Raw genomic sequence first — 13,823 nt, 5'->3', positions numbered from 1 at the left:
GTCCCGCGTCCGAGGCCGCCATGGCGGGAGCCGCGGTGGCGACCAGCCCGATCACGGCCGCCGTCGCGAGGATGCTCCGTACGTACTGCTTCATCTCGTGCCTCTCTTGTGGGTGTTGTGCCGCGAGGGGTCTTCGTCGCGGACGATCCGGTTCGCCTCCGGCAGCGCGGCGAGCCGCATCCGGCGGGCGTTGATCACGTCGGCGAGGTACTGCTCGCGCACCTGCGCGAGGTGCCGCTCCTCGGCGTCCGTGGCGACCTCCGCGAGGCCGGAGCCGACGGCGCAGGCCGCTTCCGCGACGGCGTACTCGATCTCCTTGGCCTCGGGCGCCGAGTCGCCCAGTGCGGCCCGCAGCCGCTGCGGTGAGTGCATGCGGCAGCCCGCGCTCGGCCACACAGTCCGACCAGCCCCGCAGCGCCTTCGTGAACGTCGGGTCCGCTTGGGCCCGGCTCATGGCCAGTGCCGTGACGCCGCGGTCCACGGCGTCCGCGCCGAACCAGGTGCGGAAGTCGCCGTACAGCTCGCCGCGCGCCTCGCTGGTGCAGCCGCGGGTACTGCGCCCGGTCGTCGTCCCGCCGGGGAGGGTGACCTCGACGGTGTCGACGCCGGCGCCCTGCCAGGCGCGCAGCGCCTCGGCGCGCCGCTCGGGCGTCAATGCCCGGAGGTGGTCGCCTACCGGGTCGTCCGCGCGCAGCCGGGCTGTCTCCTCCGGGGTGCGCACGCGGGCGCCGTAGCCGTGCGCGCGGGCCCACGGCACGTCGGCCAGGACGAGCGCCATCGGTGGTGGCTCGGGGCCGGTGCGGGCCGGCTGGGGTGCCGCCGGCAGGTCGAACCCGGCGCGGGCCATGCAGCGTCGCTCCAGGATGTCCTCGGCCCGGCGCAGGGCCGCGAGCTCTTCGGTGGTGGCCTCGCGCGGGAGCGCGGCGTCGGGCTCGGCGCGCGCGGCGGGCGTGCCTGGGTCGCCCGGTCGGCAGGCAGCGAGTGTTGCGAGCAACAGCAATGGCAGCACGGCGGCTCTGCGCACCAGGTCTCCCCCACACCCGTACGTCTTCGGTCGCCTCCAGGGTGTCCGGGAGGCCGAACGCACCGCACGCACTTTCGGTCTCACCTGAAAGACCCCGCCGCACAGGGCCGTTGTGGCCGAGGCGACGCAACTGTCACGCCCGCGCTGCCCTCTTGTTTCACAGCCAGTCGACTCGGGGGGTCTGTGCCTGTGCTGAACATCTATTTCTCTGCTGAGGATCTGGGGCGGGTCCGCGTTGCCGCAGCGCCGGATCCAGCCTGGGAGATGTTGCCGAGCCTGCAACACCACCACTGCGTGGTGGTCGACGAGCGGGGCGAACGCCTCCTTTCACGCCGAGTCTTCAACGACGAACCGGCCCTGCTGGAGCTGATCACAGACGTACTCGCGCTCTCCGAGGACGCCCTGTGGGCGGTGGACATCAACCACGGCGGCGCCGCTTTGCTCATCGGCCTCCTGCTCAGCCGCGAGCAGCCGATGGTCTACATCACCGGCCTGGCCGTGCATCAGGCGTCGACGCCTACCGCGGCCAGGGCAAGACGGACGAGAAGGATGCGTTCGTCATCGCCGACCAGGCACGCATGCGCCAGGACCTCGGTCTCCTGCGGCCCGGCGACGAGATAGCCGTCGACCTGCGCACTCTGACCGCCCGCCGCCTCGACCTGGTCAACGACCGGACCCGTCAGACCAACCGGCTGCGGGCTCAACTGCTCGAGTTCTTCCCCGCGTTGGAGCGGGCGTTGAACCTGAGCAAGAAGGGCCCGGTCATGCTGCTGACCGGCTATCAGGCGCCGGCCGCGATCCGTCGCAGCGGGGCCAGGCGGATCGGAACCTGGCTGAAGAACCGCAAGGTGAAGAACGCCGCCGCGCTCGCCGGGACAGCCGTCGAGGCGGCCAGGGCCCAGCACACTGCACTGCCGGGAGAGACTCTCGCGGCCGCCATGGTCGCCCGCATCGCCAAGGGCGTGCTGGTCCTCGATGAGGAGATCGCCGAACTCGACGCGCTCATCGAGGCCCGGTTCAACGAGCACCGGCACGCGACAGTGATCCGGAGCCTGCCCGGCATGGGCACCCTCCTCGGCGCCGAGTTCATCGCCGCCACCGGTGGCGACCTGGAGGCGTTCGGCACAGCCGATCGCCTGGCGTCCTTCACCGGCCTCTCACCCGTGCCGCGGGACTCCGGCCGTGTCAGCGGCAACATGCGCCGCCCGCGCCGCTACCACCGCGGCCTGCTCCGGGCCTTCTACCTCTCCGCCATGGCCAGCCTGAGAACCTGCTCCGCCTCCCAGGCGTACTACGGGCGCAAGCGGAACGAGGGGAAGGGGCACAAGCAGGCCCTGCTTGCTCTGGCCCGTCGACGAGCGAACGTCTTGTGGGCCATGCTCCGCGACGGAGAGTGTTACGAGGTGCTACCAACCGTCAAGCCAGCGGCTTGACATCGTCATTGGGAAGTCCTTTAACCAGGCGGCCGGTTCAGGGCCGGGCTGAGTGTCAGTGCTGGCGCGTAGATTGTGCGGGTGAGCTGGGATGTATTCATCATGCGGTTTCCACCCGAGGCCGAGGCGATAGACGAGATTGCCGGGCATCGAGTATTCGCAGAATGGTTGGGGCGACTACGAGGGTCCCGGCTTCTCCATCAGCACCTCGGTCAACGAGGCTGATGACGCCCCGGTCGCCGGAGTCAGTCTCTTCATCCATGGCGACAGCGAAGCAGCAGCTCACGCTGCCCTCGCGGTTGCCGATGCGTTGAAAGCACGGGCCTTCGACACTGGGTCGGGAGACTTCCTCACCGCGGACTGCGCCCAGTCGGCTTTCGACGCTTGGCGTGCATACCGAGATCGTGTCCTAGACCAGCGTGGGCCCTGAGCACGTTTTCTAACTTCTGAGGCTGTCGCCTTCGATGATGCTCTCGGGCCGTCTGGTCGTCTTCCCGACGCCATAGCGGGTCGTGGGACGGCGATTTTTGGAGCCAAGCGGTCTTCCTGGTACGGGTGTTGATGGCTTCGGTGCGCGGGCCGGACAGTGCAGGCGCGGGCAGAGGTTCCGAAACCCTCGGCGGACTCGGGCCGGGGTGAGCCGGCCGGGCTCGGCGGGCTTCTCCCACGGCCGCCGCAAGTCGGCGGCGGCCCCGCGCAGGAGTCGGAGTTGGGTGTGTGCGGCGATGATCCGCCAAGTCCAGCGGTCACCGGCCTCCGGGGTGCGGAGTTTTGGGCGGGTCCACCCGAGGGTCTGTTTCATCAGCCTGAAGAGGTGCTCGATGTCGAACCTCCTCAGGAACGCCTGCCAGCGCACGGCGACGTCCTCGCCGCTCAGACCGGTGGCTGACGAACACAGCCAGAGGGGCAGCGGGGTCGTGGCCGCCGGGCAGGCAGTCGGCCTGGAGGCGGATCAGCGTGCCTTCGATGATGGGGCGTTCGCCGGTGTGGTCGATCCACGCGGAGCGGGTGGTCAGCCTCGGGTGGATGCGGTCCATGATGTTCCCCGGCAGCTTCGTCGACTTGGTGGGGCAGGCGCTGGCCGCCTGCGCGGCTGTGAGTCCGCAAGCGCGGGTGGGGGCGGCTTCGACGGCCGCGGGCAGCGCGGCGACCGCAGTGCCGCCCAGCACCGATCCGGGTGCCTCCAGGGGTGCGACAGTTGCTTATGGTCCTCAAACGACATGTGCGTCAAGCCCAGTTGGCCGGTTCGGCAAGGGCGTAGGACGAGGCGATCCTGTGGTTGTCGTGCAGGATCGTCAGCGTCCGCGGGCCGCTCGGCCTCCCGTCGCGCCAGGCGGTGCAGTAGATCCCGTTGGACCAGCGGATCGTCCGCGAGGTGGACGGCAGGACGGTGATGCCGGTGCGGCTCACTGTCTTCGTGCCGTTCAGCCACACCTCGAAGGCGCCCTGGCCGTCGCCGGCGAGCTTCAGCCGGGTGACGATCCTGATCCAGGTACCCCGCAGGCCGCTGATCGACCCGGCCGAGCCCTTGATGCCGCCGGAGCCGCCGAACTGGATCGTGGATCCGATGACGAACATCAACAGCCAGGGTCCTTCAGGGTCTTCGGGCGACCACTGCTGGAAGGTGACGTTCTGGTCGTGGAACGTCCAGTCGGACGCCAGGCGGATCACCTGGCCGTAGTAGCAGTCCTCTCCGACGCTCTGCGCGCCGCGTCGGATCACCTCGGAGTGGTAGCCGCCGGTCTCCTCGATGTACGTCTGGGTCGCCGCGAGGGCGTGCGCGCCTTTGTACGTAGGTGAGTCGACGGTCTCGATCACGCCGTCCTTCTGCGCGTAGGCATGGTCCCAGCCCTCGACGCTGCCACGGTTCTGGAAGTAGACCTCGTCGGCGGCGTCCGCCCGTGCCGGCAGGAGTGCGGCGCCGACACCGGCGAGGCCGAGTCCGCCGAGCGCGGCGATTACCCTTCGTCTCCGCATGGCTCACCGCGTCCAGTACGTGATGTTGCGGAACCGCGCCTCGGCGCGGCCGCTGCCGTGGTGGTAGACGCCGTTCTTGAAGTGGCGGGTGGCGGGTCCCCGGTCTTCGGTCGTCAGGACCGGCTCGTCGTCGAAGTAGACCTTGACGCTGCCGCTGGAGGCGTTGTGCGCGAGCTTGACGTTGAACCAGGTGTCGTATGCGTTGGTCTTCAGGACCGTGCGGTCATAGGCCCGCACCGTGCCACCGCTCGCGCTGTAGGCGTTGAGCATGAAGTCCGTGGCGGGTGTGCCCTCAGGGTGGATCACACGGAGGATCTGCACGAAGGTCGCGCCGTTCGTGCCGGACGGGATGTACACGTCGGGGTCCCACATGTGCTGTCCGGAGGTGTACTGCTGCCTCCATCGCATCTCGGTGCGCGGGTCGGTGGAACTGCCCTGTGACATGGGCTCGTCGGTGCTGTACACCCACATCCGGTGGACGCCGCCGCTGTTGCTGTAACGGTCGCTCAGATCCAGGTTCCACGGCTTCTGCATGCCGTATGTGAAGGCGGTCTTGTTCCAGCCGTCTGTGGGTGAGGCGGCTGCGGCGGAGGACGTCGAGGGGGTCATCGCCCAGGCGGCGCCTCCGGCGAGTAAGCCACCGGCAGCCAGAATCGAACGTCTTGTAGGGCACATGTCAATCCTTCCCGTTGGCGTCATGCGTGTCGGGGGCGAGCGGGCGAATCACAGGGACGTTGCATATTCATCGGATCTATCGTCCGATTCAGCGTAGGACTGGCCGCACAGGCCGTCAACATTCACAGTGAGCCGAAGATAGATCCGATGTGCGAGGGTGGCGTGCACGGAGTGGCGGTGGGTAAGCGCGCCTGCGGACTGGCCGGTTGGCGGCGTATCGGCTCATACTCAGGCGTCGGGGGCGGGATCACCGTGCTGGGTGTACTCCTGGCCCACCAGAAGTTCCCCACCACAGCCCCCGGCTACCGCCAACGCTCGCCCAGTGCTGTGACCGGAATGGTCCACCGGCTTGGCGGTGCCGTACGCGCATGAAGCAGCTCCCGTGCACTTTGGAAGCGCTTGTTGTGCGCACTGACTTCTCGGCGGACGGTGCTTGGGACGCTCTTCGGGCGGTGTTGTATTCGCCCAGCAAGGACGGCTTCTTGGCCAACGTCGCACTCGTCGATGACCGGAGGTACGAGGGCTTGTGCTGGCGGACTCCGCGGCCGCCACCTCGGCCTCGTGGTGGACCTGCGGGGTGATCGTGGGTGTGGTGTCCGCGTTGTGGCAGCCGAGCTGTGGAGCAACGAGTACAACCTCTCGGGCGCGAACATGGACTTCGAGGAGTTCGCGGTGCCGTCGTCGACGACGGTGCTTTCCGGGGCTTGTGAGTCACTGGCCGTCAGGCTGTGGCGGCGAGGGGGCGTCCGCCCCGGCGGATCCCCTTCTCACCTCGGACACGGGCACGTTCCCTGCGCTGGGCGGCGAGTAGGTCAGGGTGGCGGGGCGCCGGCATTGCTCCAGCGCAGGCAGCGGTGCAGGGCCAGGGGTCTGCGCGGGGTGGCCGCGGTGCTGGGAGTTGGCCAGCGTGAACTGCCGCAGCGGCCCGAAGCGCGCCTCGATCGGGTAGGCCCAGGAGGCGCAGGTCGGGGTGAAGCACAGTTCGACCTTGTTCTCCTTCGCCCAGCGGCGGATGTCCACGCCGATGCGTGGATTGTTCGGTGCGTACCGAAGATTGGCCAGAAATGGATCGGACCTTATCGGTCCGGACCATTGACCGCGTCCGTCCATACCGGAACCCTATTGCACACTGCTGAACCCAGTTCACACATGTGAAAACCAGCTCCTGCCTGGAGTCTCTCTTCGGACCCCACACCCTCATCTCTCGCGAAAGCGGGTGCGCACACATGATCGAGGCGGCGTACGAACTCAGCACACAGAACGGATCATTCAGGAGACATCGGAGGACATGGTGTGGGGAGACACCCGGGTATCTGGTCGTCGACACCGCCCTCGAGGTCACCGCCCGCCCACGCGGCGACCGGTAACGAGCGTGCCCGCAACGTCTGTGCGCGACGGCGGCACCGCGGCCCGTTGGAGGACTTCCTGGCACACCAACCTCACCGGCATCTCCATCGGCACCAACGTCGGCGACTACGGCGTTCTACATCGCCCGGCCTCGGGAGACCAATGACTTCCACGGCCTCGGCGCCTTTCTGATCAGGAACGAGCAGCTCAGAACACAAGCTCGGAACCAACCCACTCAGGACGAGGTGAGTCAGCCATGAGCACATCCCGTAGGACTCTGCTGGGCGCGGCGCTCGGCGCCGGCGCAGGGGCTGCAGTCGGTGGCCTCCCCGCCACCACCGCACACGCCGCCTCCTGGCAGCAGAAGTGGGCACCGTCAGCAAGCAGCGACAAGCTCGGCGCGTTCGAGACCATCGAGGACGACCGAGCCGACTCGCACCCAAGCGCCGCCCCGCACATCTACGCCACCGGCAACAACTGGCGCTTCAACATGCACACCGTCGACCGGGACACCTCCACGGACCGCCAGCGCCACGAGGTCACCGGCCTGCGCAACGGCAGCGGCAGCAACTACCTCAAGTGGACCGAGGGCCAGACCTGGCGGGTCACGTACTCGATGTACATACCGAGTTCGCTCAAGGCGACCACCACCTTCACCCACATCATGCAGATGAAGCAGCCCGGTGCCGGAAGCGCCCCGATCGTCGTGCAGTCGCTCCGCCGGGTGAACGGCGTGCAGACCATCGAGCTGAAGCTGTTCGAGGACGACATCCTCGTCGGCCGCACGGATCTGGAGCCGCTGCACAACAGATGGATCGACGTCGACTTCCAGCTCAAGGTCGGAAACGGCTCGTCGGGCTCGGTCCGCTGGATCCTCAAGAACGGCTCGACCACCGTCATCGACAAGTCGAGGACCGGCGTCGACACCTTCCTCGCCGACCGCGTCCGCCCGAAGTGGGGCATCTACCGCTCCCTCGGCGACACCTCGGGGTCTCTGCAGGACTGCTACCTCCTGCTCAGCAATCTGCGCGGCTACCAACTCGTGTAAGCAGCCGACCCATGCAGCAGCGCAAGCGATGGGCGGCCGACCGTGTTCTACGCGTTTCGCCATCGTGCTCGGCCTGACCCAGCCCTCCGCACCGACCACCCCCGACTCTCGCCCCTCGCAGAGGCCAGCCGACTTCCCGACCGCGCAGAGACCAGCCAACTTCCCACCCCAGCAGCCGAGTTCGACGTACGTGGCTAGGGAGCCAAGGGCGACGGCTCCACCAACGACACCACCGCCGTCAACAAGGCTGTCACGGCGGCGAATCCGGCGGGTGGCGGCACGGTCCGCTTCCCGGCCGGCAAGTACAAGTCCAAGAACAGCACCCGCAACGTCATTTACATGGCGTCCCTGCGCGGGGAGCGGCTGTGGCGGATCCCGATCACCAGTGACACGGAGAACGTCGGTACTGCGACGGCGTACTACGTGGGCACGTACGGGCGCCTTCGTACGGTCACCAAGGTGCCGGGCGCCGACCGGCTCTGGCTCTCGACGACGGACAGCGACAACAACGGAGTCGAGGCGGACGGCTCGGACAAGATCTTCCGGGTGAGCATCAACTAGGCCTCGAACCCGTGGCCAAGCCGCCCGTGTTGAGCACCGTCCCGCCGCCCCGTTCCCGGAGCGGCGGGACCGATCGCCTGCCTACGGCTCGTCGATCCCGACCCGGGCGCAGGAACTCGGCGACCTCTCGCAGCGAGTACGCCCGGCCGAGCAGTTCCCCGTCGACACGCACGCGGCGCCGGCCGTCCCCGTCGGGCGGGTACACAACCACGGGCATCACGGAAGCGATGCCGCCAGCCTCTCCCACTCGGGTAACCGCCGTACCTACACCCGTCCGAGAGACGCGCCAAGGGCGTGCCATCCGTCTATGAAACCGCAGATCGAGTCCAGACGACCGCATCCCTCTATGCGGTTAGGGCGTGTATCGAAAGTGGATCTTGATGTGTGATGGTCTTGATTCGTGTCGCGTGGAGATCTGACGGATGAGCAATGGGCGGTGCTGGAACCGCTGTTGCCCGCGCGGAAGAAGCCGGGGCGGCCGCCGATATGGACGCGGCGGCAGTTGATCGACGGCATCCGGTTTCGGGTGCGTACCGGCATCCCCTGGCGGGACCTGCCCGCCGAGTACGGCCCGTGGGGGCGGGTGTACGAGCTGTTCCGCCGCTGGCAGCGGGACGGCACCTGACAGCGGATCTTCACCGCGCTGCGGGCCCGGGCAGATGCCAACCACCTGATCGCCTGGGACATCAGCGTGGACTCCACGGTATGCCGGGCGCACCAGCATGCCGCCGGCGCGCGGAAGAGGGGGAGTTGCAAAAGGAGCCGCCCGGCGGCGTCCAGGTGGGGCCGGCCGACCGCGGGCTCGGCCGCTCGCGCGGCGGGCTGACCACCAAGCTGCACCCGGCCGCGCAAAGTCCGCGCGTACAGGGCGTACTCCTCCCGGAAGAACCGCGTCTACCTGCGCAGACGAGGAATCCGCTGCACCATCCCGAACAAGGTCGACCAGCTCGCGAACCGCCGGAAACTCGGCGCTCGCGGTAGTCGCCCGCAGACGTTCGACAAGACCGACTACCGCGAGCGCCAGGCAGTCGAATGCGGCATCGATCGCGTCAAGAGGCACCGGGCGGTGGCCACCCGGTACGACAGGCTCGCCGTCCGCTACGAAGCGACCGTCCTCGTCGCAGCCATCAACGAGTGGCTGTGACCAGCTGTCATACGAGACCGGCCAGGACGGCGCGTGAGCGTCATGAATTCATGGCGGCTCGGTCGGACTCACTGCGCAGAACGCAGAATTCGTTGCCTTCGGGATCAGCAAGGATTGCCCAGCCTGAACCATCGGGATTCCGGTGATCGGCGACAAAGGTGGCACCGAGGCCCAGCAGCCGTTCCACCTCTTGATCGCGCGAGGTCTCAGGGCGCAAACACAGATGGATCCGGTTCTTGATCGTCTTAGCCTCGGGCACCTGGTTGAAGTGCAGCACCGGGCCCTCCGCCAGCAGCACCTGCGTCTCCCGGCCACCCGGTCTGTCGTCCGGATGCAGCGGACGGCCAGTCACACTGCTCCAGAACCGAGCCAGCTGGTAGGCATCCGCACAGTCAATCGCCACGTTCTGCAATACCGAGACCATGCGCGCGACCCTTCCTGATCTCCACGCCAACCGCCACCGAGTTGCGCTCATTCTTCGCACACAGCTCAGGCCCCATGGCAGCACTTTCGATACCCGCCCTAGCCGCCCGCTCGCCGACCGGGACCAACTCCTTGCCCCTGCCCCGCTGACCAGCTCACGGCCCATACGTTCCCGCTTACCTGTCGTGTCTCGTCAACTGGAGCGACAAGGTCAATTGATCCGCCGGGACTCACCTTCCTGCGGCTTCCCGTGTCACTTCTTCGCATACGTGAGGAAGATGGTGCCGCTCCCCAGGATCCTGCTGTCGGTCAGGGTGAAGAACGCCGGGTCGAACGAAGCCTTCTGCCCGAACAGCGGCGTTCCCGCCCCGACCGTCATGGGCGCCAGCTTGACGATCAGCTGGTCGATCTCCGAGTAGAGCGCCCTGGCCAGCTCTCCGCCGCCGCACAGCCAGATGCCCTTGCCCTCCTCCTGCTTGAGCTCGCGCACCTTGGCCACGGGGTCCGTGGAGACGATCTCGATGGAGGGATCGGGCGCCTCGGTGAGGGTCCGGGAGAAGACGAGGTGCCTCAAGTGCGGGTAGGCGTTGTCGATGCCGGCGTCCACGCCGTTCTGGTACGTCCGGCGTCCCTCGAGGACGGTGTCGAAGTGCGCACCTTCCCCGCTGATCCCGAACGCGTCCCGCGCAGGGCCGGGCAGCGTCTCCGGGTATTCGGCGGCGAGGTGCTGCACATAGTCCTCGCTGATGGGCCAGAAGGCGTCCGGCCCACTGGTGGGGTCGGACCCGTCGGGGCCCGCGATGCATCCGTCGAGGCTGACGGCGATGTAGTACACGAGCTTTCGCATGCGATCTCCTGATGACGTCAACCGATGTACTCTGAGTGAAGTAGTAAGAACATAGTACTGCACTTGCAGTGGCGTCAACGGTCTCTAGCGGTCTTCCGGAAGGAAAATGCCATGCGTCAAAACCCGGCACGAAGGGCCGCCCTCCTGGATGGCGCGATCGAGGTCCTCGCCCGCGAAGGCTCACGCGGCCTCACCCTGCGCGCGGTCGACACCCAGGCCGCAGTCCCCAAGGGCACCACGACCAACTACTTCGCCGACCGCGCAGAGTTGCTGGCCCAGGTCATGCAGCGCATCCAGGAGCGCCTCACCCCACAGGAAGCCCAAGTGGCAGGCGCCTTGCAGGAGAAGCCATCCGCCGACGTCGTCGCCACCCTCCTCAAGCAACTACTCGGCCGCATGCGCGCCGACCGCAGCAGCTGGCTCGCCCTGATGGAGCTGCGCCTGGAGGCCACCCGCCGCCCCGAACTGCACGCAGAACTCACCCGATTCCTGACCGCTCAGCTCGACGGGAACATCGCCTTCCACCTGGACGCGGGCCTACCGGGCGACCGCACCGCCGTCATCCTGCTGTATCTGTCGATGCTCGGAATGATCTTGGATGACCTGACGGTGCCGCAGCTGCTCACGCCATACGCCACCGACAAGTTGATCGACGAAATGGCACGGCGAATCCTGCGAGTGGCGGACTAGTAGTGAGGAAGGCCCGGGACGGCGGTGACAAGGGTGACGTGGTGCTGCCAGCCACGCCAGGTGCGGCCTTCGAAGTGGTCCAGGCCGAGCCCGTGTTTGAGTCCGCGGTAGTCGTGTTCGATGCGCCAGCGCATCTTGACCCACCGCACCAGGTCCGCGACCGGGGTGGTGGCGGGCAGGTTGGTGATCCATTGACTTGCTCCTCGGGCTGAACCCCGAGGATTCTGGCCTTCCGGTCCGGTGCTGTGCCGCTATGCGGCACGGGTTGCGGACCGGATTCCATGGCTTCCTGCTTCACCGCGCGGTGCCGGAACATGTTCCGGTCTTACCCGCGCTCCACAGGCTGTCACCGCCAGTCCGGCGGCCTTGATGTTCTTCGCGGCGTTGTGGTCCCGGTCGTGGACCGTCCCGCATGCACGGCAGGTCCACTCCCGCACGTGCAGGGGCTTGGGCCCGTCCTTGATCCCGCAGGCGGAGCACACCTGACTCGTGGGCTGGAACCGTCCGATCATGACAAACGTCCGGCCATAACGTGCCGCCTTGTATTCGAGCATGGACACGAACGTGGACCAGCCCGCGTCATGCACGCTCTTGCCCAGCCTGGTACACGCCAGCGCCTTGACCGCCAGATCCTCCACCACGACCGCTTGATTCTCACGGATCAGCGTGGTGGAGAGCTGGTGGTGGAACTCGCGGCGTGCGTCAGCCACTTTGGCCTGGGCGCGGGCGACCTTCAGGCGGGCCTTGGCCCGGTTCCTGGATCCCTTCTGCCTGCGGGACAGCTCCCGCTGGGCCCTCTTCAGTTTCTTCTCCGCGCGACGCAGGAACCGCGGAGAGTCGATCTTCGTGCCGTCGGACAGGACAGCGAAGTGAGCCAGGCCCAGGTCGATGCCAACGGCACTCTTAGGGTCCGGCTCGCTGAAGTGGGCCCGGTCCTGCTCCGGGGCGGATTCGCACAGGTCGGCGCGGTGTCGGCCGACGATACGTTCAACCGCCGCTGGTCCGGCCCGCGGACCGGGCGGCCAACAAGCGGCTGCTGCCGGCCTCCGACTGACCCGCTCACCACGTCCGCAGCGATCAACGCCATCGTGGGCAAGTGAGCGCCGTCCATGAGGCCATCGGATCGGAGCGCGACTGGCACTGGACTTCCACGGCCGACTCGGCGGGCCGATGTTCTTGCGCGTCTTGCCGCTCCTGGAGCCTCTCCTGCCGCTCTTCGTCGAAGATCCCGTGCTGCCGGAGTTCTCCTGCGACCTCGGCGCCGTGGTGCGGTCCACCGTCATCCCCCTCACCAACGGCGAACGGCTGTACTCCCGCTGGGGCTGGCGCTCGGTGCTCTCCGCGCAGGCCCTCGAAGGACCCAAGGCAACGTTGTCCCGTTCGTCCGGCCGCCGCGGCCCTGACCGGACAATCTGAGGCCGCTCGGCTGATCGCCAACGCTGACGACGCGGAGCCGAGCCTCGACCCGCCCCCGGTACAGGATGTCAGGGGGTGAGCTGCTGGTGCCCGATGACGGAGAGCAGTTCGAGCTTGCTGTGGCTCTCCGTGCCGGGGCGAGTGGTCAACACAACCAGGGTCTGGGCGCGGTACTCGGTGTACAGGACCTGGGCGTCGACGTCGATGCGGCCGAGTTCGGGATGGAGGATGCTCTTGCAGTCGTCGTAGCGTTGGGCGACTTCCTGAAGTTCCCACATGCGGACGAACTCGGGGCTGTGTTCCTGGAGTTCGGCGAGGATCTGGGCGGCTCGGGGGGTGTCGTTGCCGGATGTCAGCGCGGCCCGCAGGCGTGCTGCCTGGGCGCGGCCGTGGCGTTCGCGGTTCTCCTCGGGAACCATCAGACGCTCCGCTGGGTCCATGAACCAGCGGTAGTAGCCGCTGCGGGCCAGACCGGTGTGGCGGGTCAGGTCGCCGAGCAGCGCGACGGCCAGCGGGTTCATCGCGAGGGTCTCGACCAGGTCGGTTTGCACCAGGGCCGGGGAGTCGTCCAGGCGGTCCAGGACCCGCATCAGCGTTGGGCAGACATGTTCGGAGGGGCGGTGGAAGCGGGCCGGGGCGTTGTGGCCGATGAGGACGAAGAGATGGTCGCGTTCGTCCAGGGTCAGCCGCAGCGCCCGGGCGAGAGCCGCGGTGATCTGCACGGAGGGCTGCGGAGCACGCTGCTGCTCCAGCCGGGCGTAGTAGTCGGTGGACATGCCGGCGAGCTGCGCGACCTCCTCGCGGCGCAGCCCCTGCGTACGCCTGCGCGGCCCCTCGACCAGCCCGACGTCGCGGGGGCGCAGCGTCTCACGCCGGTGACGCAGGAATTCCGCCAGTTCCTTCTTGTCCATGCCCCCATCCTCGCCGCATCCCGCACGACTATCCAGAGACCGCTGATCCATGGATGAGCAGTTCCCTCCCCACCCGCGCGAAGCCGCTCATACGGCCGACGCCGATGGCGCTCGCAGCGAAACGACCCGATGGCCTCGACCTGCGTGACCCGCTGGGAAATTCGCCGACCGTCGGCGGTACGCCGCAGGCCGTCGGTCTGGAAGACGGCCTGCGGCGACGGTCCCCCGTCGACGGCGCCCAACGCTCTGGACCGTCCCCGGGCCTCGCCGCTCGACCCGTCCGACACGACGATGCTCGTCGTGTCGGTTGGGGGCGCGCGTGCCCGC

11 protein-coding genes and 8 pseudogenes are annotated in these 13,823 nt (G+C 67.8%); 8 read left to right on the top strand and 11 right to left on the bottom strand.

Annotated elements, in window-relative coordinates:
• Positions 1 to 90 precede the first annotated feature (90 nt).
• On the bottom strand, positions 91 to 372 hold the full coding sequence (locus tag AB0I98_RS48260; RefSeq protein ID WP_362952637.1) for a hypothetical protein: 282 nt from the start codon (positions 370 to 372) through the stop codon (positions 91 to 93).
• 916 nt (positions 373 to 1,288) lie between these two features.
• On the opposite strand from AB0I98_RS48260, the pseudogene AB0I98_RS48255 reads away from it, so the two are divergent.
• Positions 1,289 to 2,457: pseudogene (locus tag AB0I98_RS48255) on the top strand (IS110 family transposase).
• A gap of 439 nt (positions 2,458 to 2,896) precedes the next feature.
• On the opposite strand, the pseudogene AB0I98_RS48250 reads toward AB0I98_RS48255, so the two are convergent.
• From AB0I98_RS48250 to AB0I98_RS48235, 4 genes and pseudogenes are all read right to left on the bottom strand, one after another.
• Positions 2,897 to 3,491, bottom strand: a pseudogene (locus tag AB0I98_RS48250) (transposase); the annotation flags it as partial.
• Positions 3,492 to 3,684: 193 nt separating this feature from the next.
• A complete protein-coding gene (locus AB0I98_RS48245; protein ID WP_362952635.1) occupies positions 3,685 to 4,434 on the bottom strand; it encodes a heparin lyase I family protein in 750 nt (249 codons plus the stop codon).
• Between the two features lie 3 nt (positions 4,435 to 4,437).
• Positions 4,438 to 5,043 carry a polysaccharide lyase family 7 protein gene (locus tag AB0I98_RS48240; protein WP_362952633.1) on the bottom strand — a complete coding sequence of 202 codons (606 nt, stop codon included), beginning with the start codon at positions 5,041 to 5,043 and terminating at the stop codon, positions 4,438 to 4,440.
• A 787-nt stretch (positions 5,044 to 5,830) separates the two neighbouring features.
• A pseudogene (locus tag AB0I98_RS48235) lies at positions 5,831 to 6,123 on the bottom strand (IS630 family transposase); the annotation flags it as partial.
• A gap of 418 nt (positions 6,124 to 6,541) precedes the next feature.
• Here AB0I98_RS48235 and AB0I98_RS48230 point away from each other — a divergent pair.
• The 3 genes and pseudogenes from AB0I98_RS48230 to AB0I98_RS48220 all read left to right on the top strand — a co-directional run.
• Positions 6,542 to 6,716 (top strand): annotated as a pseudogene (locus AB0I98_RS48230) (glycoside hydrolase family 88 protein); the annotation flags it as partial.
• Entirely contained in the window at positions 6,713 to 7,504 is a 792-nt protein-coding gene (locus tag AB0I98_RS48225; RefSeq protein WP_362952631.1) for a Tat pathway signal sequence domain protein, read from the top strand. The pseudogene AB0I98_RS48230 and the gene AB0I98_RS48225, both read left to right, overlap by 4 nt.
• A 210-nt stretch (positions 7,505 to 7,714) precedes the next feature.
• Positions 7,715 to 8,065 (top strand): annotated as a pseudogene (locus tag AB0I98_RS48220) (hypothetical protein); the annotation flags it as partial.
• Here AB0I98_RS48220 and AB0I98_RS48215 read toward each other — a convergent pair.
• Positions 8,058 to 8,294: a hypothetical protein gene (locus tag AB0I98_RS48215; RefSeq protein ID WP_362952639.1), complete on the bottom strand. Its 237-nt coding sequence runs from the start codon at positions 8,292 to 8,294 to the stop codon at positions 8,058 to 8,060. The pseudogene AB0I98_RS48220 and the gene AB0I98_RS48215 sit on opposite strands and share 8 nt — an antisense overlap.
• A 171-nt stretch (positions 8,295 to 8,465) precedes the next feature.
• Between AB0I98_RS48215 and AB0I98_RS48210 the strand changes: the two are divergent.
• Positions 8,466 to 9,209 (top strand): annotated as a pseudogene (locus tag AB0I98_RS48210) (IS5 family transposase).
• A 40-nt stretch (positions 9,210 to 9,249) separates the two neighbouring features.
• Here the strand turns inward: AB0I98_RS48210 and AB0I98_RS48205 are convergent.
• Positions 9,250 to 9,633 (bottom strand): VOC family protein, encoded by a 384-nt coding sequence (locus AB0I98_RS48205; RefSeq protein WP_362952630.1) that lies wholly within the window; start codon positions 9,631 to 9,633, stop codon positions 9,250 to 9,252.
• 252 nt (positions 9,634 to 9,885) lie between these two features.
• Positions 9,886 to 10,479 carry a dihydrofolate reductase family protein gene (locus tag AB0I98_RS48200; protein WP_362952628.1) on the bottom strand — a complete coding sequence of 198 codons (594 nt, stop codon included), beginning with the start codon at positions 10,477 to 10,479 and terminating at the stop codon, positions 9,886 to 9,888.
• Between the two features lie 111 nt (positions 10,480 to 10,590).
• Between AB0I98_RS48200 and AB0I98_RS48195 the strand changes: the two genes are divergently transcribed.
• Positions 10,591 to 11,169, top strand: coding sequence for a TetR family transcriptional regulator (locus AB0I98_RS48195; protein ID WP_362952626.1), 579 nt, complete (start codon positions 10,591 to 10,593; stop codon positions 11,167 to 11,169).
• Here AB0I98_RS48195 and AB0I98_RS48190 read toward each other — a convergent pair.
• Positions 11,102 to 11,360, bottom strand: a pseudogene (locus tag AB0I98_RS48190) (IS701 family transposase); the annotation flags it as partial. The gene AB0I98_RS48195 and the pseudogene AB0I98_RS48190 sit on opposite strands and share 68 nt — an antisense overlap.
• A 60-nt stretch (positions 11,361 to 11,420) precedes the next feature.
• Positions 11,421 to 12,089, bottom strand: a pseudogene (locus AB0I98_RS48185) (RNA-guided endonuclease TnpB family protein); the annotation flags it as partial.
• Positions 12,090 to 12,339: 250 nt separating this feature from the next.
• On the opposite strand from AB0I98_RS48185, the gene AB0I98_RS48180 reads away from it, so the two are divergent.
• Positions 12,340 to 12,585 carry an enolase C-terminal domain-like protein gene (locus AB0I98_RS48180; RefSeq protein ID WP_362952624.1) on the top strand — a complete coding sequence of 82 codons (246 nt, stop codon included), beginning with the start codon at positions 12,340 to 12,342 and terminating at the stop codon, positions 12,583 to 12,585.
• 68 nt (positions 12,586 to 12,653) lie between these two features.
• Here the strand turns inward: AB0I98_RS48180 and AB0I98_RS48175 are convergent, their stop codons facing one another.
• Positions 12,654 to 13,496, bottom strand: a complete 843-nt coding sequence (locus tag AB0I98_RS48175; protein ID WP_362952622.1) for a helix-turn-helix transcriptional regulator — start codon at positions 13,494 to 13,496, stop codon at positions 12,654 to 12,656.
• A gap of 144 nt (positions 13,497 to 13,640) precedes the next feature.
• Here AB0I98_RS48175 and AB0I98_RS48170 point away from each other — a divergent pair.
• A partial coding sequence (locus tag AB0I98_RS48170) for a hypothetical protein (RefSeq protein ID WP_362952620.1) occupies positions 13,641 to 13,823 on the top strand: 183 nt, incomplete at its 3' end.

Origin of the sequence: Streptomyces sp. NPDC050211, assembly GCF_040656035.1 — a bacterium.
Lineage (GTDB): Bacteria > Actinomycetota > Actinomycetes > Streptomycetales > Streptomycetaceae > Streptomyces.
Note: the sequence above shows the minus strand (reverse complement) of the source record. Positions and strands in the feature narration are given on the sequence as shown.